General features: G+C 63.5%; 19 protein-coding genes. 18 read left to right on the top strand and 1 reads right to left on the bottom strand.

What is annotated here, in order from left to right; translation table 11 throughout:
• Nucleotides 1–247: 247 nt before the first annotated feature.
• The 6 genes from infC to pheT all read left to right on the top strand — a co-directional run bounded on the left by infC (nt 248) and on the right by pheT (nt 6,324).
• Entirely contained in the window at nt 248–940 is a 693-nt protein-coding gene (gene infC / locus I7X09_RS28195; protein WP_200314778.1) for a translation initiation factor IF-3, read from the top strand.
• 43 nt (nt 941–983) lie between these two features.
• A complete protein-coding gene (gene rpmI / locus I7X09_RS28190) occupies nt 984–1,178 on the top strand; it encodes a 50S ribosomal protein L35 (protein ID WP_003944043.1) in 195 nt (64 codons plus the stop codon).
• Between the two features lie 63 nt (nt 1,179–1,241).
• Nucleotides 1,242–1,631: a 50S ribosomal protein L20 gene (gene rplT, locus I7X09_RS28185; protein ID WP_003944011.1), complete on the top strand. Its 390-nt coding sequence runs from the start codon at nt 1,242–1,244 to the stop codon at nt 1,629–1,631.
• A gap of 23 nt (nt 1,632–1,654) precedes the next feature.
• Nucleotides 1,655–2,485: a TrmH family RNA methyltransferase gene (locus tag I7X09_RS28180; protein WP_200314776.1), complete on the top strand. Its 831-nt coding sequence runs from the start codon at nt 1,655–1,657 to the stop codon at nt 2,483–2,485.
• Between the two features lie 189 nt (nt 2,486–2,674).
• A complete protein-coding gene (pheS, locus tag I7X09_RS28175) occupies nt 2,675–3,745 on the top strand; it encodes a phenylalanine--tRNA ligase subunit alpha (RefSeq protein WP_200314774.1) in 1,071 nt (356 codons plus the stop codon).
• Nucleotides 3,746–3,837: 92 nt separating this feature from the next.
• Nucleotides 3,838–6,324: a phenylalanine--tRNA ligase subunit beta gene (gene pheT, locus I7X09_RS28170; protein ID WP_200314772.1), complete on the top strand. Its 2,487-nt coding sequence runs from the start codon at nt 3,838–3,840 to the stop codon at nt 6,322–6,324.
• A gap of 57 nt (nt 6,325–6,381) precedes the next feature.
• On the opposite strand, the gene I7X09_RS28165 is transcribed toward pheT, so the two are convergent.
• Nucleotides 6,382–7,446 (bottom strand): Lrp/AsnC family transcriptional regulator, encoded by a 1,065-nt coding sequence (locus I7X09_RS28165; protein ID WP_200314770.1) that lies wholly within the window; start codon nt 7,444–7,446, stop codon nt 6,382–6,384.
• A 56-nt stretch (nt 7,447–7,502) separates the two neighbouring features.
• Here I7X09_RS28165 and I7X09_RS28160 point away from each other — a divergent pair, with 56 nt between their 5' ends.
• The 12 genes from I7X09_RS28160 (at nt 7,503) to argH (ending at nt 19,838) form a co-directional block, all read left to right on the top strand.
• On the top strand, nt 7,503–8,822 hold the full coding sequence (locus I7X09_RS28160; protein WP_200314768.1) for a flavin-containing monooxygenase: 1,320 nt from the start codon (nt 7,503–7,505) through the stop codon (nt 8,820–8,822).
• A complete protein-coding gene (locus I7X09_RS28155; protein ID WP_095973321.1) occupies nt 8,822–9,733 on the top strand; it encodes a bile acid:sodium symporter family protein in 912 nt (303 codons plus the stop codon). The genes I7X09_RS28160 and I7X09_RS28155 overlap by 1 nt, the downstream gene beginning before the upstream one ends.
• Nucleotides 9,730–10,665, top strand: a complete 936-nt coding sequence (locus tag I7X09_RS28150; RefSeq protein ID WP_200314766.1) for an SDR family oxidoreductase — start codon at nt 9,730–9,732, stop codon at nt 10,663–10,665. Before I7X09_RS28155 ends, I7X09_RS28150 begins: the two co-directional genes overlap by 4 nt.
• Nucleotides 10,666–10,780: 115 nt before the next feature.
• Nucleotides 10,781–11,248, top strand: coding sequence for a hypothetical protein (locus I7X09_RS28145; protein WP_200318118.1), 468 nt, complete (start codon nt 10,781–10,783; stop codon nt 11,246–11,248).
• A gap of 38 nt (nt 11,249–11,286) precedes the next feature.
• Nucleotides 11,287–12,357 (top strand): N-acetyl-gamma-glutamyl-phosphate reductase, encoded by a 1,071-nt coding sequence (gene argC, locus I7X09_RS28140; RefSeq protein WP_200314764.1) that lies wholly within the window; start codon nt 11,287–11,289, stop codon nt 12,355–12,357.
• Between the two features lie 20 nt (nt 12,358–12,377).
• Nucleotides 12,378–13,628 carry a bifunctional glutamate N-acetyltransferase/amino-acid acetyltransferase ArgJ gene (argJ, locus tag I7X09_RS28135; RefSeq protein ID WP_166812450.1) on the top strand — a complete coding sequence of 417 codons (1,251 nt, stop codon included), beginning with the start codon at nt 12,378–12,380 and terminating at the stop codon, nt 13,626–13,628.
• Nucleotides 13,625–14,548 carry an acetylglutamate kinase gene (gene argB, locus I7X09_RS28130; protein ID WP_166812416.1) on the top strand — a complete coding sequence of 308 codons (924 nt, stop codon included), beginning with the start codon at nt 13,625–13,627 and terminating at the stop codon, nt 14,546–14,548. The genes argJ and argB overlap by 4 nt, the downstream gene beginning before the upstream one ends.
• A complete protein-coding gene (locus I7X09_RS28125; RefSeq protein ID WP_095973316.1) occupies nt 14,545–15,744 on the top strand; it encodes an acetylornithine transaminase in 1,200 nt (399 codons plus the stop codon). The genes argB and I7X09_RS28125 overlap by 4 nt, the downstream gene beginning before the upstream one ends.
• Nucleotides 15,741–16,691 (top strand): ornithine carbamoyltransferase, encoded by a 951-nt coding sequence (gene argF / locus I7X09_RS28120; protein ID WP_200314762.1) that lies wholly within the window; start codon nt 15,741–15,743, stop codon nt 16,689–16,691. Before I7X09_RS28125 ends, argF begins: the two co-directional genes overlap by 4 nt.
• On the top strand, nt 16,688–17,167 hold the full coding sequence (locus I7X09_RS28115; RefSeq protein WP_020907875.1) for an arginine repressor: 480 nt from the start codon (nt 16,688–16,690) through the stop codon (nt 17,165–17,167). Before argF ends, I7X09_RS28115 begins: the two co-directional genes overlap by 4 nt.
• A gap of 47 nt (nt 17,168–17,214) precedes the next feature.
• Nucleotides 17,215–18,414 (top strand): argininosuccinate synthase, encoded by a 1,200-nt coding sequence (locus tag I7X09_RS28110; protein ID WP_003944066.1) that lies wholly within the window; start codon nt 17,215–17,217, stop codon nt 18,412–18,414.
• A 2-nt stretch (nt 18,415–18,416) separates the two neighbouring features.
• A complete protein-coding gene (argH, locus tag I7X09_RS28105; protein ID WP_124569788.1) occupies nt 18,417–19,838 on the top strand; it encodes an argininosuccinate lyase in 1,422 nt (473 codons plus the stop codon).
• Nucleotides 19,839–19,888 lie beyond the last annotated feature (50 nt).

The following is a 19,888-nucleotide window of genomic DNA, read 5'->3' as shown; positions in this document are numbered from 1 at the left end:
GACTTGTTCGGGGGCAGCAAGTGGAGTCCGACTCCCACCTCTGCGCGGCAGGTAAAACTGCAGTTCAGTGGTTCCGGTCACCTGATTACGAAGATCCTTCTTCGTCAGGTTCCTCGCTCAGTCGAGGAGATAGGTTTCGGCGTGAGCTGGATCTTATGTGATCGGTCGACATCGGGCCCCGCGGATGAGCAATCATCACAGCGGGGCTTTTTTGTTGGGGTGCGGGCGGTACGGGCTGCGTGCGGTCATGAAGACCGCACCGTTCAACCTAGGAGGCCCCATCAGCACTGAGACCCGCATCAACGATCGTATCCGCGTTCCCGAGGTTCGTTTGGTCGGACCTGGCGGCGAACAGGTAGGCATCGTGCGTGTTGAAGATGCACTCCGCTTGGCCCTTGAGGCCGACCTCGACCTGGTCGAGGTAGCTCCTGATGCCCGTCCACCGGTCTGCAAGATCATGGACTACGGCAAGTTCAAGTACGAGGCTGCACAGAAGGCACGTGAGTCACGTAAGAACCAGCAGCTGACGGTCATCAAGGAGCAGAAGCTCCGACCCAAGATCGACGACCACGACTACGAGACCAAGAAGCGCAACGTCGTTCGCTTCCTCGAAGCCGGTTCCAAGGTCAAGGTCACGATCATGTTCCGCGGACGTGAGCAGTCACGCCCCGAACTCGGCTACCGCCTTCTGCAGCGTCTGGGAGCAGACGTCGCAGATCTCGGATTCGTCGAAACCTCGGCAAAGCAGGACGGCCGAAACATGACGATGGTCCTGGCACCGCACAAGGGCGCCAAGACTCGCGTCAAGGCGCAGGAGAGCGCTCAGGCGCCAGTGGCTCAGGCTGCTCCGCGTCCGGCTACGGCCGCACCGGCTTCCAGTGAAGCAGCTCCGGAAGCACCGGCGACCGGCGATGCCGCTCCCGAGGCTCCGGCCAGCTAGTCGATTTCCCAAGATCCACCACGTAACAAGAACTGAGGACTCCATGCCCAAGATGAAGAGCCACAGCGGCGCCTCGAAGCGATTCAAGGTGTCCGGCAGCGGAAAGCTCATGCGCCAGAAGGCCGGCCGTCGCCACCTTCTCGAGCACAAGTCCAGCAGGGTTACCCGTCGTCTCGACGGTGTCGCTGTTGTCAGCCCTGACGACGCTCCGCGCATCAAGCGCATGCTCGGCATCTGAGTCGCCCCCTTACTGACCACCCGGGGTCGTACTTTCAGCCCCTAGATTGACAGGATTTTTCAAGTGGCACGCGTAAAGAGGGCGGTCAACGCCCAGAAGAAGCGTCGTTCAATTCTTGCTGCATCCAGCGGCTACCGTGGACAGCGTTCGCGTCTGTACACCAAGGCCAAGGAGCAGCAGCTCCACTCGCTCACCTACGCGTACCGCGACCGTCGTGCGCGCAAGGGCGAGTTCCGCAAGCTGTGGATCACGCGTATCAACGCTGCAGCTCGCGCAAACGACATCACGTACAACCGCCTCATCCAGGGCCTGCGTCTGGCAGAGGTCGACGTCGACCGCAAGATCCTGGCTGAGCTCGCTGTCTCCGATGCCGAGGCCTTTGCCGGCCTGGTCGCACTCGCGAAGGCCGCTCTGCCGGCCGACGTGAACGCTCCTGCCGGAGAAGCAGCCTGATTCACGCATCACAGCAACGGCCCGTGGACCCGCTCACCGAGCGGACTCCGCGGGTCGTTTCTGCTGTCAAGCTCCTGCGCACAGCAGAACGACGCAAAGCAGGACGTTTCCTCGTCGAGGGCGAGAACTCGGTCACCGAACTGTTGAACGGTGCACTCTCGAACGGCGAGACCCGCCCGGTACACGATCTCTTCTACACAGAGGACGCGGCCGAGCGTTATCAGCACGTCATCGATCGGGCGCTGACCGCTGGAGTTCGTGTTGCTCTTGTCACCGATCGAGCAATCAAAGCTCTGAGCGATACCGTCACGCCGCCCGGCCTCGTTGTCGTCAGCGATCTGCTGGATGTACCGCTGAGCGCAGCCGTCCACCAGGACACCCGCCTGCTCGCAGTGCCGGTCGAGGTCAACGAACCAGGCAATGCCGGCACCGTCATTCGCATCGCCGATGCAGTGGGCGCCGATGCGGCAATCCTCGCTGGTGACAGCGTCGATCCACACAACGGCAAGGTCGTTCGTTCGTCGGCGGGCAGCCTCTTTCACCTCCCGGTCGTCCGCGATCGAGACACGGTGTCGGTGATCGAGCAGATTCGCGCCGCCGGCATTCAAATCCTCGCGACCGCAGCTGACGGTGAAGTCGACCTCGACGAGGCCGACGAGTTGCTGAGCAAGCCGACGGCCTGGCTGTTCGGCAACGAAGCTCACGGTCTCGATCCGGCGATCGCCGCCCAGGCCGATCATCGGGTGCGGATTCCGATCCATGGCCGCGCCGAAAGCCTGAACCTCGCGACAGCGGCCGCAATTTGCCTGTACGCAAGCGCACGAGTGCAAAATCGCGCCACCGATCACGGCTGAAAACGCACGCGAAGACCTCACGGAATCCCATTTGCGGAAGCCTGAGACAATACAAGAGCAGAGACAAAGCTCGAGTGAGCTCGAATGCTCGCTCGCAGTAAGAGAAGTAACTCGCAGTACAAGAAGTAAGCAGTACAAGAAGTAAGCAGTACGAGAAGTAAACCGAGAAGCGACAGGAGCGTCACAGCCGTGGCCAAAAATGAGGGCGCGACACCGCCGGAGGTCGACGCGAGTGTACTCACCGAAGAGGCGTTGACCGCTGCCGCTGAGAACGCCGAGAAGGCGCTCGCGGACGCCGCCGACCTGGACGCGCTGGCGCACGTCAAGGTGGAGCACCTGGGGGACAAGTCCCCGATCGCCCTCGCTCGCCGGGGACTCGGCAGCCTTCCGGGCAAGGAAAAGGCGGACGCCGGCAAGCGCGTCAACATCTTCCGCACTCGGATCAACAACGCGTACGACGCTCGTCGTGAGGTCCTCCTCGCCGAGCGTGACGCTGCGGTGTTGGTTGCCGAGGCAATCGACGTCACTCTGCCTTCCGATCGCCACCCCGTCGGGGCGCGTCATCCGATCAGCCTGATTTCCGAGCAGGTCGCCGACGTATTCGTCGCCATGGGTTGGGAAGTTGCCGAGGGGCCGGAGGTGGAGACCGAGCACTTCAACTTCGACGCGCTCAACTTCTTGCCGGACCACCCTGCACGCACGATGCAGGACACCTTCCACCTGGCACCCGAGAACTCCCGTCAGGTGCTGCGTACCCACACCTCGCCGGTGCAGGTCCGCACCATGCTCTCGCGTGAGGTGCCGATCTACGTGGTGTGCCCCGGCCGCACGTTCCGCACCGATGAACTCGATGCGACGCACACTCCTGTCTTCTCGCAGGTCGAAGGCCTGGCCGTCGACAAGGGTCTGACGATGGCCAACTTGCGCGGAACTCTCGATGCGTTCGCTCGTGCCCTTTTCGGCCCCGAGACGCGTACCCGTATGCGCCCCAACTACTTCCCGTTCACGGAACCGTCGGCCGAGGTCGACGTCTGGTTCGCGAACAAGAAGGGTGGCGCCGGCTGGGTCGAGTGGGGCGGCTGCGGCATGGTCAACCCGAACGTTCTGCGCGCCAGCGGTATCGATCCCGACGAGTACTCGGGTTTCGCATTCGGCATGGGCCTCGAGCGGACCCTGCAGTTCCGCAACGGCATCCCGGACATGCGTGACATCGTCGAAGGTGACGTGCGTTTCACGCTGCCTTTCGGTGCCGCGGGCTGACCGACCCGGTGCTCGATATCCCCGGTGCTCGAAATGCCCGGTACGCGGAACCTTCACAAAGACTTATCGACAAACGAGAGAGCTGAGCAGACGTGCGAGTAGCGCAATCCTGGCTGACCGAGATCCTGCAGCGGGCAACTCCGGACTGGGAGGTGACCCCGGAAGAGTTGGACGCCGGATTCGTCCGGGTGGGACTCGAAGTCGAGGAACTCGACACACTCGAGGCGATCGACGGCCCGTTGGTCGTGGGCAAGGTCGTCTCCATCACCGAACTGACCGAGTTCAAGAAGCCGATCCGCTTCTGCCAGGTCGAGGTCGGCGAACCCGAGACTCGCGGCATCGTCTGTGGCGCCCGCAATTTCAACGAGGGTGACCTCGTCGTCGTTGCGCTGCCTGGCGCGGTGCTGCCTGGCGGATTCGAAATCGCCACTCGCAAGACGTACGGCCAGGTGTCCGACGGCATGATCTGCTCCGTCTCGGAACTCGGTATCGGCAAAGACCATTCGGGCATCTTGGTGCTCGAGCCCGGTACCGCCGAACCCGGCGCAGACGGCAACGAGTTGCTCGGTCTCGGTGACACGATCATCGAATTGAACATCACCCCGGACCGGGGCTACTGCTTCTCGGTCCGCGGCCTCACCCGCGAACTGGCCTGTGGTTTCGATCTCGAATACGCCGATCCCGCTTCGGTTCCCGCGCATCCGGCCGAGGGTGAAGCCTGGCCGGTGCGTCTCGAACCGGAGTCGAAGGCGTCGCGTTTCGTGATGCGGAAGATCACGGGTATCGATCCCGCGGCAGTGAGCCCGTGGTGGCTGCAGCGTCGACTTCTGCTCTCGGGTGTTCGCCCGATCTCGCCGGCCGTCGACGTCACCAACTACGTGATGCTCGAACTCGGTCAGCCTCTGCACGCGTTCGATGCGACCGCGGTGCAAGGCGAGCTGGTGGTCCGTCGGGCCAAGGCGGGGGAGAAGTTGACGACGCTCGACGATGTCGAACGCACGCTTGATCCCGAAGACGTTGTCATCGCCGACGATTCCGGAGTCATCTCGCTGGCTGCCGTCATGGGCGGCGCCACCACCGAGGTGGGAACGGCTACGACGGACATCCTGCTCGAAGGAGCTACCTGGGATCCGCTCGCAGTCTTCAAGACGGCGCGCCGACACAAGCTGCCGAGTGAGGCGAGCAAGCGCTTCGAGCGCATCGTCGATCCGGCGATTCCGCTCGCAGCGGTCGATCGCGCCGCAGCTCTGCTGGTCGAGATTGCCGGCGGACGGATCGAGCCGGTCCTGACCGACGTGGGCGAAGTCGCCCCTCGCGCTGCCATTCGTATGGATATCGACCTGCCCGACCGTGTCGCCGGAGTCACCTACCCGAACGGCACCGCTGCTCGCCGCCTCACCCAGGTCGGGTGCAACGTCGAGGTCGGCGTCAGCGAAGGGGGACACGGCCAGTTGGTCGCGACGCCGCCGTCGTGGCGTCCGGACCTGGTGCAGCCCGCGGACCTCGTCGAGGAAGTTCTTCGCCTCGAAGGTCTCGAGCAGATTCCGTCGGTGCTCCCCGCCGCTCCGGCCGGACGCGGATTGACTCCGTCGCAGCGGCGCAAGCGCACGGTCTCGAAGGCTGTGGCTCACGCCGGGTACGTCGAGGTTCTTCCTCCGGTGTTCCTGCCCACCAACGTCTTCGACGTCTGGGGCTTGGACGCGGACGACCCGCGCCGCAACACCAGCAAGGTGCTCAACCCACTCGAAGCCGATCGTCCGGAGTTGGCGACGACGCTGCTTCCGGGTCTGCTGGAAATCCTGGCTCGTAACGCTTCTCGCGGTCAGCGTGACCTGTCGCTGTACGGCATTGCGCAGGTTGTGTTGCCGGGACCCGACACCAAGCCGGTTGATGCATTGCCGGTGGATCGCCGTCCGACGGACGAGCAGATCGCGAACCTGATTGCGTCGTTGCCGGCTCAGCCGGTTCACATCGCTGCAGTGTTGAGTGGTTTGCGTGAGCCGAGCGGCCCCTGGGGTCCTGGCCGTCCGGCCGAGGCTTCGGACACTTTTGCAGCAGTGCGGGTTATTGCAGCTGCAGCAGGCGTCGAGGTCGAACTGCGTGCGGCGCAGTACCTGCCGTGGCATCCCGGCCGCTGTGCCGAGGTTGTCGTCGACGGCAACGTAGTCGGTCATGCGGGTGAACTGCATCCGGCCGTTCTCGAGCGTGCCGGACTGCCCGCGCGCACCTGCGCACTGGAAATCGACCTCGACGCTTTGCCGTTGGTCGAGAACCTGCCCGCGCCGCGCATTTCGCCGTTCCCCGCGGTGCTCCAGGACGTTGCGGTTGTTGTCGATCGTGACATTCCCGCAGCGAAGGTGCAGGAAGCTTTGCGTTCCGGCGGCGGCGAACTTCTCGAAGACATTCGGCTGTTCGACGTCTTCGAGGGCGAACAGGTCGGTGAAGGCCGCAAGTCCCTGGCGTTCGCCTTGCGATTCCGTGGTGTCGATCGCACGCTGACCGAGGACGAGGCAAGCGCGGCTCGCGACGCAGCGGTCGAGGCTGCCTCGAAGGCCGTCGGTGCGCAGATGCGTGGCTGATTTTTTCAGTTGATCACAGAGCCCACGACCACTGCTGGTGGTCGTGGGCTCTGTGGGTTATCGGTGTCCCGGCGAGTCGATGCGGCTCGGCAACCACACGTCCGGGGCGATCGTCGACGTCCTGCGTCCGTTCTGGTCGAGCACGTGACCGAGTAGCTTGCGTAGGTAGAGAACGATCGACCGTTCACCGACGTGCAGGCCTGGGAATTCTTGGCGCAGGCGAATTTCGAAGGCATCGAGTTCTGCAGGAGAATGCAGCCACAACTGAACCACCAGGTTGTCGGCGCCGACCACGGCGAAGCAGTTCCGAACTTCCGGAGCCCGACTCAGCACTCGGCCCGCTGTATCGAGCAGTTCGGGTTCGACGTGGCACCACAGGGTGGCGAGCACGGGAAGTCCGGCCAGTGGCCGCGCGAATTCACACCGCAGCGCCACCAACCCCGAAGAGGTGAGCCGGTCGATCTGGCGTTTGCACGCAGCCGGACTTATACCGATCGCGTCGGCCAGGTCCTTCATGGGAGTGCGCCCGTCGTAGGCGAGCATGGTCAGAACCTTGCGATCCTGTTCGGAAATTCCAGTCGGCCGAGCGCGTACGGCAGTACGGTTTTCGCTGGTGGTCAGCACACCCTTCTCGGACGGTGCCAGCGCATTGAGTCTCCATCGCCCACCTTCGGTGAACCAGCGTGTGATGATCGAGGTTCGTGTCCCCAGTACGCCGTCGATCGTTGCGACCTCTTCGGAGATGAAGCGCGACATCGACGCCAAGTCCGCAGTACCGGCCGTGACGAGCAGATCGGCTCTACCCGTTGACGCTTCGATGGTCACGGCGTGGGCCAACCCAGTCAGATGTGACGAGATGGCGTCGAGAAGTGCAGGGGAGCAATCGATTTCGATGATTGCTGTGACGATGCCGGCCAGCACCTGTGGCCCCGGAGTGACCGTTACCCAGGCCAACGACGATTCGGACAGTCGATTCCAACGCCGGGCGAGAGTCGCGGCGTCGAGTTCGAGTGGGCCGGCCAACGAAAGCCACGTGGATCGCGGTGCGAGCTGTAGCGCATTGATTATCCTCAGATCGATTTCATCTATCCCGCGATCGTTGTCGGCATCGAGTGCGCTCATAACGTCATTATCCGGCACATCGCTGCAAGATTCGAACTATCTGCGACGCTCGACGGATGATGACAGAGGACAAGTACGCGCTGATCGGAGCGGGCCCGTCTGGATTGGCCGGCGCGCGAAACCTCGATCGGGCCGGCATTGCGTTCGACGGTTTCGAGAGCCACGACAACGTCGGTGGGCTCTGGGACATCGACAATCCGCACAGCACCGTCTACGAGTCGGCGCACCTCATTTCGTCGAAGACCACTACCGCGTTCGCGGAGTTTCCGATGGCAGATTCCGTCGCCGACTACCCGAGCCACGTCGAACTGGCCGAATATTTCCGTGACTACGCTGACACCCACGATCTTCGCAGGTACTTCACCTTCGGTACTACTGTCGTCGACGTCTCGCCCGTCGATTCGCTGTGGCAGGTCACCACGCGCAGTCGCAGCGGTGAGACGACAGTCGCGCGGTACCGAGGCGTGATCATCGCGAACGGAACGCTGTCGAAGCCGAATATGCCGACGTTTCAGGGCGAGTACACCGGCACTTTGATGCATACGAGCCAGTACCGCAGCCCCGAGATCTTCCGCGGTAAGCGGGTGCTGGTCATCGGAGCGGGCAACAGTGGATGCGACATTGCAGTGGACGCCGTCCATCACGCCGAATCCGTCGATCTGAGCGTTCGGCGAGGCTACTACTTTGTTCCCAAGTATCTGTTCGGCCGGCCTTCGGACACCTTGAATCAGGGAAAGCCGTTGCCGCCGTGGATCAAACAACGCGTCGACACAATGGTGCTCAAGCAGTTCACGGGAGATCCGGTGCGGTTCGGATTTCCGGCACCGGACTACAAGATCTACGAATCGCACCCGGTAGTGAACTCGTTGATCCTGCACCACCTCGGGCACGGTGATGTTCACGTGCGCGGCGACATCGACCGGATCGACGGCAGGACGGTTCATTTCGTCGACGGTTCGTCCGCCGCGTACGACCTCGTTCTGTGCGCCACGGGGTATCACCTCGACTACCCCTTCATCGAGCGTGACGAGTTGGGCTGGTCGGGCGCTGCCCCTGACCTGTTCCTCAACCTCGCGAGTCGGCGCCACGACAATCTCTTCGTACTCGGGATGGTGGAAGCCTCCGGGCTCGGGTGGCAGGGCCGTTTCGAGCAGGCCGAGTTGGTGGCCAAATTGATCACCGCACGTACCGAAGCCCCTGCCGCGGCGCAGGAATTCTCGGTCGCGGCGGCGGGTCCTCCTCCCGATCTGTCCGGGGGATACAAGTACCTGAAGCTGGGACGAATGGCCTACTACGTGAACAAGAACGCCTACCGATCAGCGATCACGCGACACATCGGACTGCTCGACACTGCTCTGGCGAAGGGAGGGCAGTGATGCCGATCGACGACGTGGTTCTCAACTTCAACCCGGGGTCGTTGATGATCCTCAACGTGGTGCTTGCCGCGATCATGCTGGGGATCGCCCTCGACACCTCGGTCGACGACTTTCGTCGGGCGCTCACCAAACCCAAGGCGATGGCGGTAGGTATCGCTGCCCAGTTCCTGCTTTTGCCGGCAGTGACATTTCTCCTGACGCTGATTCTCTCGCCGGCTCCGTCGGTAGCACTCGGCATGATCCTGGTGGCGTGCTGCCCGCCAGGGAACATCTCGAACGTCCTGACTCACCGGGCGGGCGGCGACGTCGCGCTTTCGGTGTCCATGACGGCGGTGTCGAACGTCCTCGCAATCTTCCTCATGCCGCTCAATCTCGCGTTCTGGGGGAGTCGACGCCCGGAGACCGACGCTCTGTTGCAGTCCGTCGATCTGAATGCACTCGAGATGGTCGCGCAGATCGCCCTGATCATCGGAGTGCCGTTCGTTCTCGGCATCTGGACGGCGCGAAAGTTCCCGGAGATCGCCGCGAAAGCGCAGCCGTGGGTGAAAAACGGTTCGTTGGTGGCGTTGTTGATCTTCATCGTTGCGGGAGTGTCGGGGAATGCGTCGTACTTCGTCGACTACATCGGGGTGGTATTGCTCGCGGTCTTCTTGCACGACTCGGTTGCCCTCGCGCTGGGATACTTCTGCGGCGCCGTCACCGGGTTGAACGAATACAGCCGTCGCGCAGTCTCGTTCGAGGTCGGCATCCGCAATGCCGGACTGGGGCTCGGTCTGGTGTTCACGTTCTTCGACGGGCTCGGTGGCATGGCCGTCGTGGCCGGCTGGTGGGGGATCTGGGACATCATCGCCGGGTTGGCTCTGGCCACGATCTGGTCCAAGCGACGCGCCCGAAAGGCGGTACCGGCATGACCGTCGCACTCGTAACGGGCGGGAACGGGTTCCTGGGTACCGCTGTCATCGACGCACTGATCGCACAGGGCGTCTCCGTCGTCTGTGCCGACCTCACGGTCAAGGCAACGCCGGACGATCGCGTCCACCGCGTTCGAGCGGACGTCTGCGACCCCGCAGAATTAGGGAGGGTGTTCGGTGAGTATCGACCGAACGTCGTGATCCATCTTGCGTCCATCGTGAATCCCGGAAAGAACACGACAGCAGAGCAGGAGTACCGCGTCGACGTCGACGGAACACGAAACGTGCTCGCGGCCTGCGTCGAACACGGGGTTGGACGGATCGTCGTGTCTTCGTCCGGAGCGGCGTACGGCTACCACTCCGACAACCCACCGTGGATCACCGAGGACGTACCTGTCCGAGGCAACGACGAATTCACTTACAGTCGGCACAAACGCCTGGTCGAAGAGATGCTCGCTGACTATCGCGTCGAATACCCGGAGTTGGAACAAGTTGTCTTCCGGATCGGCACGATCTTGGGTGAGAGCGTCGACAATCAGATCACCGCGTTGTTCGATCGCCGCAAGCTGCTCAAGGTAGCCGGGAGCGACAGTCCCTTCGTGTTCGTCTGGCACACCGATGTCGCGGGCGCTTTCGCGGAGGCTGTGACCGGAAGCCAGGTTGGCATCTTCAATGTCGCGGGCGACGGTGCGTTGACAATCGACGAGTTGGCTTACCGGATGGGAAAGAGAACGGTGACGCTTCCTGCATGGTTGTTGCGAGGCGTTCTACGCGTCGGACGGCGATTGGGCGTAACGGAGCACGGTCCGGAGCGGGTCGGATTTCTCCAGTACCGACCCGTTCTCGACAATCGGCGGCTCAAGGAACAGTTCGGATACGTCCCCGAATATTCGAGCGAGGACGCGTTTGCCGCTTACCTCGCCTCACGCTGACCCTTCGACGGACGGTCGTGGAAGGATCGGAGTTGTCCGTCGGAGTTTCGAGAAGGGACTGACAGTGTCACGAATTGATGGGTCCGCACATGATGGGGCCGAACATGACGGGTCCGTGCGCCAGGTAGTCGAAGCTGCGAGTGCACTCGACGACAAGGACTTCCTCGCGGTGGTCCGCGCAGTGGTCGAGCGTCGTCCGAGCCTGTCGGTCCTTCTTTCCGTGGTGGACACCGCTGCCGCGAGCCTCGAGCCGAACCGTGTAGAGGACGCGGACGAGGACACGATCACCGACGCAGAAGAAGTCGAACTGCCCGATACCGTTGTGGAGGTCGACGAGATCATCGACGTCCCGGTGGTACTTGCGACCGATCCGAGAATTCCCGAACCCGACTACACCGAAGGGGGAGTCCCCACTTTCGACCGTGTTCGGGAGAAGATAGAGGGACGCTTCGGTACTTCCACAGGTTCGGCCGAATTGGCACACGAGAGTCCCGCCGGGAAAACGGTCGACGAGCAGTGGGACGAGCGCCAGAAGGCCGCAAAAGCCAAGCTCGAGGAGATCCGGCGATCCATGGGTAAGTAATTATGCATTCCGATGCACAATGATGCATACTGTGTGACATGACTGAAGGTGGTACGGCCGAGCACGCACGCAAGCCGATCAGAGTCGCCGTTGCCGGCGCCAGTGGGTACGCCGGTGGTGAGGTTCTGCGTCTGCTTCTCGGGCACCCCTCCTATACCGACGGCAGTCTGGTTATCGGTTCGCTGACCGCCGGTGGCAACGCCGGTTCGACGCTCGGTGAGCATCACCCGCACTTGCTCCCTCTCTCGTTGCGGGTACTCGAAGAGACCACTGTCGAAATCCTCTCGGGTCACGACGTCGTCTTCCTCGGTCTCCCACACGGAAATTCGGCTCAGTACGCCAAGCTGCTACCCGAATCGACGGTCATCATCGACTGCGGTGCGGACTTCCGGCTGCAGGATTCCGCAGCCTGGGAGAAGTACTACAAGAGCGCTCATGCCGGCACCTGGCCCTACGGTCTTCCTGAATTGCCCGGTGCCCGTGAGAAATTGGTAGGCGCCACCCGCATCGCCGTTCCGGGCTGCTATCCGACGGCAGCGAGCCTCGCGCTGGCCCCCGCCGTTGCCGCGGGGATCGTGGACTCACACGTGAACGTGGTTGCGGTCAGTGGCACTTCGGGCGCCGGCCGGGCACCGAAGGCTGATCTGCTCGGTTCCGAGGTCATGGGCTCCGTCCGCGCGTACGGCGTCGGCGGCGTCCATCGCCACACCCCTGAGATCATTCAGAATCTCTCGGCCGCAGGCGGCAAGGACATCAGTGTCTCCTTCACTCCGGTCCTCGCGCCCATGCCGCGCGGCATCCTTGCGACCTGCACGGCAGCCACCACCGCGACCGAAGAGCAGGCACGCGAAATCTACGAAAAGGCATACAACGACGAGCCGTTCATTCATGTGCTGCCTGCCGGCGTCTTCCCGCAGACCGGCGCCGTGATCGGATCCAACGCCGTGCAGATCGGGGTCACCGTGGACGCCGACGCCGGTCAGCTCGTTGTCATCTCGGCAATCGACAATCTCACCAAGGGCACCGCCGGTGGCGCTGTGCAATCGATGAACCTTGCCCTTGGCCTACCCGAGACCGCAGGTCTCTCTACCGTGGGAGTAGCTCCGTGAGCACCGACAATCCGCAGCAGATCGACAACGCAACCGAGCCTGACGCGACCGTTGCAGACGTGGTTCACGTCGCCGGGGGACGTCTGCTCCGCACACAGGGCGTCACCGCACCTGCCGGATTCCGCGGTGCCGGAATTGCTGCCGGTATCAAGAAGAGCGGCAAGTCGGACCTCGCTTTGGTGCTCAACGAGGGACCCGATCTGGCTGCTGCCGGCGTCTTCACCCTGAACAAGGTCAAGGCCGCTCCGGTGCTGTGGTCGCAGCAGGTTTTGAAGACGGGCAAGCTGCGCGCGGTCGTGCTCAACTCGGGCGGCGCAAACGCATGTACCGGCGCAGGCGGATTCCAGGACGCACACAAGACTGCCGAGGAAGTTGCGTCGGCACTGAGCAATTGGGGAACCGAGACCGGCGCGATCGAGGTCGCAGTCTGTTCGACCGGACTCATCGGCGACCGCTTGCCCATGGACAAGCTCATCCCCGGTGTCACCGAGGTGGTCCACGAGCTTGCCGGCGGAATCTCCGGCGGCACCGACGCGGCATACGCGATCATGACCACCGACACTGTTCCGAAGCAGGCGTCGCTGCACCACGCCAACAAGTGGAACGTGGGCGGAATGGCCAAGGGCGCGGGCATGCTTGCGCCTGCGCTGGCCACGATGCTGTGTGTCGTCACGACTGATGCTGTCGCAACGGCCGAGCAGCTCGATACCGCTCTGCGCGCCGCTACTCACCTGAGCTTCGATCGCCTCGATGTCGACGGCGCCACGTCGACCAACGACACGGTGCTGCTGTTGGCGTCCGGCGCCAGCGGTGTCACTCCGACCCAGGACGAACTCAACGCCGCAGTACTGGCCGTGTGTGACGATCTCGCCGATCAGTTGATGGCAGATGCCGAGGGCGTCACCAAGCGGGTCAAGGTGACGGTGCGCGGTGCGGCATCCGAGTCCGACGCGCTGATCGGCGCCCGGACCATCGCCCGCGACAGCCTGGTCAAGACAGCGCTTTTCGGATCCGATCCCAACTGGGGCCGCGTTCTCGCAGCAGTGGGTATCGCTCCCATCGAGCTCGATCCCGATCGAATCAGTGTGTCCTTCAACGGGAGTCCCGTCTGCATCGACGGCGTCGGTGCTCCGGGAGCACGTGAGGTGGACCTGAGCGGGATCGACATCGAACTCGACATCGATCTGGGAATCGGCAACGAATCCGTGAGCATTCGCACCACCGACCTCTCGCACGCCTATGTCGAAGAGAATTCGGCGTACTCGTCATGACCGAGACGTATCCCGTGATCAGCGAGCATCAGAAAGCGCATGTCCTCGCCGACGCGTTGCCGTGGCTGCAGAGATTCCGAGACAAGGTCGTCGTGGTCAAATACGGCGGAAACGCCATGATCGACGAGAAGCTCAAAACGGCATTTGCCGCCGACATGGCGTTTCTGCGGACTGTCGGTATCCATCCCGTCGTCGTGCACGGCGGTGGCCCGCAGATCAATGCGATGCTGGCACGCCTTGGCATGAAGGGTGAGTTCCGCGGTGGTTTCCGTGTGACGACGCCCGAGGTGATGGACGTCGTGCGGATGGTGCTCTTCGGTCAGGTCGGCCGTGAACTCGTGGGCCTGATCAACGCGCACGGCCCGTACGCGGTCGGCATCTCCGGCGAAGATGCGCACCTGTTCACCGCTACTCGACGCACTGTTGCGGTCGAGGGGGAGCAGACCGACATCGGTCTTGTCGGAGACGTCACCACCGTGAACCCGGATGCGGTCCTCGATCTCATTGCGGCAGGACGTATTCCGGTGGTCTCGACCATCGCACCCGACGCCGACGGTGTCGTCCACAACATCAACGCAGACACCGCCGCTGCCGCACTGGCCGAGGCGATCGGTGCCGAGAAGCTCGTTGTCCTCACCGACGTCGAAGGTCTGTACACCGATTGGCCGGACCGATCCTCGCTGGCCACCGAGATCGACACCGACGCCCTTGCCCAGTTGTTGCCGAGTCTCGATGCCGGCATGGTGCCCAAGATGGAGGCCTGCCTTCGCGCGGTGCGCGGAGGTGTGCCGTCGGCGCACGTGATCGACGGCCGGCTCGAACATTCAGTCCTACTCGAACTTTTCACCGGTGAAGGAATCGGCACGATGGTCGTGCCGGGTTCCTCGGTCGCCGGTCCCCAGCAGGGAGCTACCTCATGAGCACGATCGATCTGCAGCAGCGGTGGTCCGCTTCGCTGATGAACAATTACGGCGTACCCCGGGTTGCTCTCGTCCGCGGTGACGGCGCTGTACTCACCGACGCCGACGGCAAGCAGTACGTCGACTTCCTGGCCGGAATCGCCGTCAACATCCTCGGACACGGACATCCGGCCGTCGTCGAAGCCGTCACTACTCAGTTGTCGACACTCGGCCATGTTTCCAACCTGTACGCCAGCGAGCCGGTCGTCGAGTTGGCGGAGCAGCTGCTCGCTCATCTCGGCAACGTGAGCGGGCGCGCCTTCTTCTGCAATTCCGGTACCGAGGCGAACGAGGCTGCCTTCAAGCTCGCTCGCGCCACTGGCCGGAAGAAGATCATCGCGGCCGAAGGCTCCTTCCACGGTCGCACGATGGGGGCACTCGCGCTGACGGGTCAGCCGGCCAAGCGGGCGCCGTTCGAACCGATGCCCGCCGGTGTCGAGTTCGTGCCGTACGGCGATGTCGAGGCACTCGAGCAGGCCGTCGATTCCGACACCGCCGCTGTGTTCCTCGAACCGATCATGGGTGAGGGCGGCGTCGTGGTGCCACCCGAGGGATACCTCGTCGAGGCTCGGCGGATCACCGCCGAGCGCGGTGCACTTCTCGTACTCGACGAAGTGCAGACCGGCATCGGCCGGACCGGCTGGTTCTACGCACATCAGGCAGTCGGCATCGTCCCGGACGTCATCACTCTCGCGAAGGGACTCGGCGGCGGAATGCCGATCGGCGCCTGCATCGCGACTGGGGCAACGGCAGAGTTGTTCGGACCGGGCAAGCACGGTACGACGTTCGGCGGCAATCCGGTGTGCGCTGCGGCGGCGCTCGCCGTGCTGAAAACCATTGCAGCGGAAGACCTGATCTCACGCGCCGACAGCTTGGGCAAATCGATCTCGGCGGGCATCGAAGATCTGGGCCATCCGTTGGTCGACTACGTACGGGGATCAGGACTGTTGCTGGGTGTCGTGCTGACCGAGGACGTGGCGCCCGCGGTGGAAAATGCCGCGCGCGAAGCCGGGTACCTTGTGAATGCAGCGCAACCCGGAGTGATCCGGTTGGCGCCGCCGCTCATCCTTACCGATGAGCAGGCCGAAACCTTCGTGGCAGCACTACCTGCCATCTTCGACAGTGCACTATCGGCTGACCAGCCGGGGGAGAAGTGACTACCGTGGTGAAACACTTTCTCAGGGACGACGATCTGACTCCGGCGCAGCAGGCCGAAGTTCTGGAACTCGCTGCGATTCTCAAGAAGGACCCGTTCGCTCGGCGTCCACTCGAGGGTCCTCTCGGAGTCGGCGTCATCTTCGAGAAGAACTCGACGCGTACACGTTTCTCGTTCGAGATGGGCATTGCGCAGATGGGCGGCCACGCCGTCGTCGTCGACGGGCGCAGTACCCAACTCGGTCGTGAAGAGACGTTGGCGGACACCGGACGCGTACTCTCCCGCTATGTCGACGCCGTCGTGTGGCGCACGTTCGGCCAGAAGCGCTTGGAGCAAATGGCAACGGGTGCAACGATTCCCATCGTCAATGCGTTGTCCGACGAATTTCATCCCTGTCAGGTTCTGGCCGATCTGCAAACGCTGATCGAGCAGAAGGGTGAGCTCAAGGGATTGAAGCTCACCTACCTGGGCGACGGCGCCAACAACATGGCTCACTCGCTGATGCTCGGCGGAGTCACCGCAGGCATCGACGTCACCATCGCAAGTCCCGCGGGCTTCGAACCGGCGGACTGGGTAGTGGCAGCAGCTCGCGCACGCGCCGCGGAAACCGGCGCGACCATCACGCTGACTCAGGACCCGCAGGCCGGTGTCGTCGGTGCCGACGCGTTGGTCACCGATACCTGGACCTCGATGGGTCAGGAGAACGACGGGCTCGATCGGGTCGGCCCGTTCCGTCCGTTCCAGATCAACAAGGAACTGCTCGCAAAGGCAGATCCGAAGGCTGTCGTCCTGCACTGCCTGCCGGCCCATCGCGGCGAAGAGGTCACCGACGAGGTTCTCGACGGACCCCAGAGCGTCGTCTGGGACGAGGCGGAGAACCGTCTGCACGCCCAGAAGGCGTTGCTCGTGTGGCTGCTGGAACAGCGAACCCAACTGGACCAGGCGTGAGCGTCGCTCCCACTCGGGCCGGTCGCCAGTCGCGCATCATCGCGCTGCTGGCGGCGCACCCCGTCCGAAGTCAGACGGAGTTGGCGGCGTTGCTCGGTGCCGAGGGCATCGAAGCGACGCAGGCCACCCTGTCGCGTGACCTCGAAGAGTTGGGAGCGGTGAAACTGCGCGCCGCCGACGGCGGCGCCGGTGTTTACGTGGTGCCGGAGGACGGGAACCCGGTACGCGGTGTGTCCGGCGGTACCGACCGCCTCTCGCGGCTGTTGGGTGAGCTGTTGGTCTCCACCGATTTCAGCGGCAACATGGCGATTCTCCGGACACCGCCGGGAGCCGCGCACTACCTCGCGAGCGCACTGGATCGGTCCTCGATGCCCGACATCGTGGGAACGATCGCCGGAGATGACACCATCTTCGTGGTGGCCCGAGAACCGCTTTCCGGAGCGGAACTCGCGGCCATGATCGAATCGCTCGCCTGACCCCTTATTCTTTGATAGAGATTTTCAACCGAAGGAGCACAAAAACCATGGCCGATCGCGTCGTACTCGCCTACTCGGGCGGGCTGGACACTTCTGTTGCCATCAGTTGGATCGGTAAGGAGACCGGCGCTGAAGTTGTCGCCGTCGCCATCGATCTGGGGCAGGGTGGCGAGGACATGGAGGTCGTGCGTCAGCGCGCGATCGACTGCGGCGCAGTCGAATCCGTTGTCGTCGACGCCCGCGACGAGTTCGCGGACGAGTACTGCCTGCCGACCATCGCGGCCAACGCCCTGTACATGGACCGCTACCCGCTGGTCTCGGCTATCAGCCGTCCGCTGATCGTCAAGCACATCGTCGAAGCTGCACGCTCGCACGGCGGCACCATCGTCTCGCACGGTTGCACCGGTAAGGGCAACGACCAGGTTCGCTTCGAGGTCGGATTCGGCGCCCTCGCACCCGACCTGCAGGTCATCGCACCGGTCCGCGACTACGCCTGGACCCGCGAGAAGGCCATCGCCTTCGCCGAAGAGAACAACATCCCGATCAACGTCTCCAAGAAGTCGCCGTTCTCGATCGACCAGAACGTCTGGGGCCGCGCCGTCGAAACCGGTTTCCTCGAGGATCTGTGGAACGCGCCGACGAAGGACGTCTACGACTACACCCAGGACCCGACAGTCAACTGGAACGCACCCGACGAGCTCATCATCAGCTTCGACAAGGGTCGCCCGGTAGCCATCGACGGCCGCCCGGTGTCGGTTCTCGAAGCCATCCAGGAACTGAACAAGCGGGCAGGCGCTCAGGGCGTCGGTCGCCTCGACGTCGTCGAGGACCGTCTCGTGGGCATCAAGAGCCGTGAGATCTACGAAGCTCCCGGCGCCATGGTTCTCATCACCGCGCACCAGGAACTCGAGCACGTCACCCTCGAACGCGAACTCGGTCGCTACAAGCGTCAGATGGAGCAGCGTTGGTCCGAGCTGGTCTACGACGGCCTCTGGTTCTCGCCCCTCAAGGACGCACTGGATACGTTCGTCGACAAGACGCAGGAGCGCGTCACCGGCGACATCCGTCTCTTCCTGCACGGTGGAGCCATCACCGTCAACGGTCGTCGTAGCCCCGAGTCGCTCTACGACTTCAACCTTGCGACGTACGACGAGGGTGACAGCTTCGACCAGTCAGCATCGAAGGGCTTCGTCGAGATCCACGGTCTGTCGTCGAAGGTCGCCGCGAAGCGCGATCTGGGACTCTGACTGTGACTGGCAGCCACGGAACAAACGAAGGCGCCCTGTGGGGTGGGCGGTTCGAATCCGGACCGGCCGCTGCCATGGCGGCGCTGAGCAAGTCGACTCACTTCGACTGGGTCCTCGCTCCGTACGATGTGCGGGCCTCACAGGCGCACGCTCGTGTGCTGAACAAGGCAGGTCTTCTCAGCGAGGCCGACCTCGCGACGATGCTCGACGGTCTCGACCGTCTGGCGGCAGATGTCGCCAGCGGCGCCTTCGGGCCGAGTGACTCGGACGAGGACGTACACGGTGCACTCGAGCGCGGTCTGATCGAGCGAGTCGGGCCGGAGGTCGGCGGGCGCCTGCGTGCTGGTCGTTCGCGAAACGACCAGGTGGCCACGCTGTTCCGCATGTGGCTTCGGGATGCGGTTCGCCGCATCTCCACCGGTGTTCTCGACGTGGTCGACGCATTGGCGACTCAGGCCGGGGCTCACCCGGATGCCGTGATGCCGGGCAAGACGCACCTGCAGGCGGCTCAGCCGGTCTTGTTGGCGCATCACCTGCTCGCTCACGCACATCCGTTGTTGCGCGACGTGCAGCGCCTTCGCGACTTCGACGTGCGAGCTGCGGTGTCCCCGTACGGTTCCGGTGCACTCGCCGGTTCCTCGCTCGGTCTCGACCCCGAAGCCATCGCAGCGGAATTGAAGTTCGACAGCTCGGCCGAGAACTCGATCGACGCAACCGCTTCGCGTGACTTCGCGGCCGAGGCGGCGTTCGTGCTTGCGATGATCGGTGTCGATCTCTCCCGCATGGCGGAAGAGATCATCATCTGGAGCACACCGGAATTCGGCTACATCACGCTTGCCGACGCGTGGTCGACGGGCTCGTCGATCATGCCGCAGAAGAAGAATCCGGATGTCTCGGAACTGACGCGCGGTAAGTCGGGTCGTTTGATCGGTAACCTCACCGGATTGTTGGCGACGCTCAAGGCTCAGCCGCTGGCGTACAACCGCGATCTGCAAGAGGACAAGGAACCGGTCTTCGATTCGGTTGCGCAGCTCGAGATGTTGCTCCCGGCCATCACCGGTCTGGTGCAGACGCTCGAGTTCCACACCGAGCGCATGGCGGAACTTGCCCCGGCAGGGTTCACGTTGGCCACCGACATCGCGGAGTGGATGGTGCGTCAGGGCGTGCCGTTCCGGGTTGCCCACGAGGCTGCCGGAGCGTGTGTGCGTGTTGCCGAAGCGCGAGGTGTCGGACTCGAAGACCTCACGGACGAGGAACTGGCCGGCGTCGACAGCGCGCTGACGCCCGCTGTTCGTGAGGTGCTGACAGTCGAGGGTTCCATCGCTTCGCGTAATGCGCGGGGCGGCACCGCGGGGGTGCGGGTCGCCGAGCAGCTGGACGGAGTCAAAGCAGTGGCACAGTCACTGCGGGAATGGACCCTCTGACGTCGCGGTCACGAGTGTTGTCCCTCTCTTTTCGGCAGTAGTCCTTCGGT

The organism is Rhodococcus sp. P-2 (assembly GCF_016598535.1).
GTDB classification, from domain to species: Bacteria; Actinomycetota; Actinomycetes; order Mycobacteriales; family Mycobacteriaceae; genus Rhodococcus_F; species Rhodococcus_F baikonurensis.
This window is presented reverse-complemented; position numbering and strand designations above follow the sequence as displayed.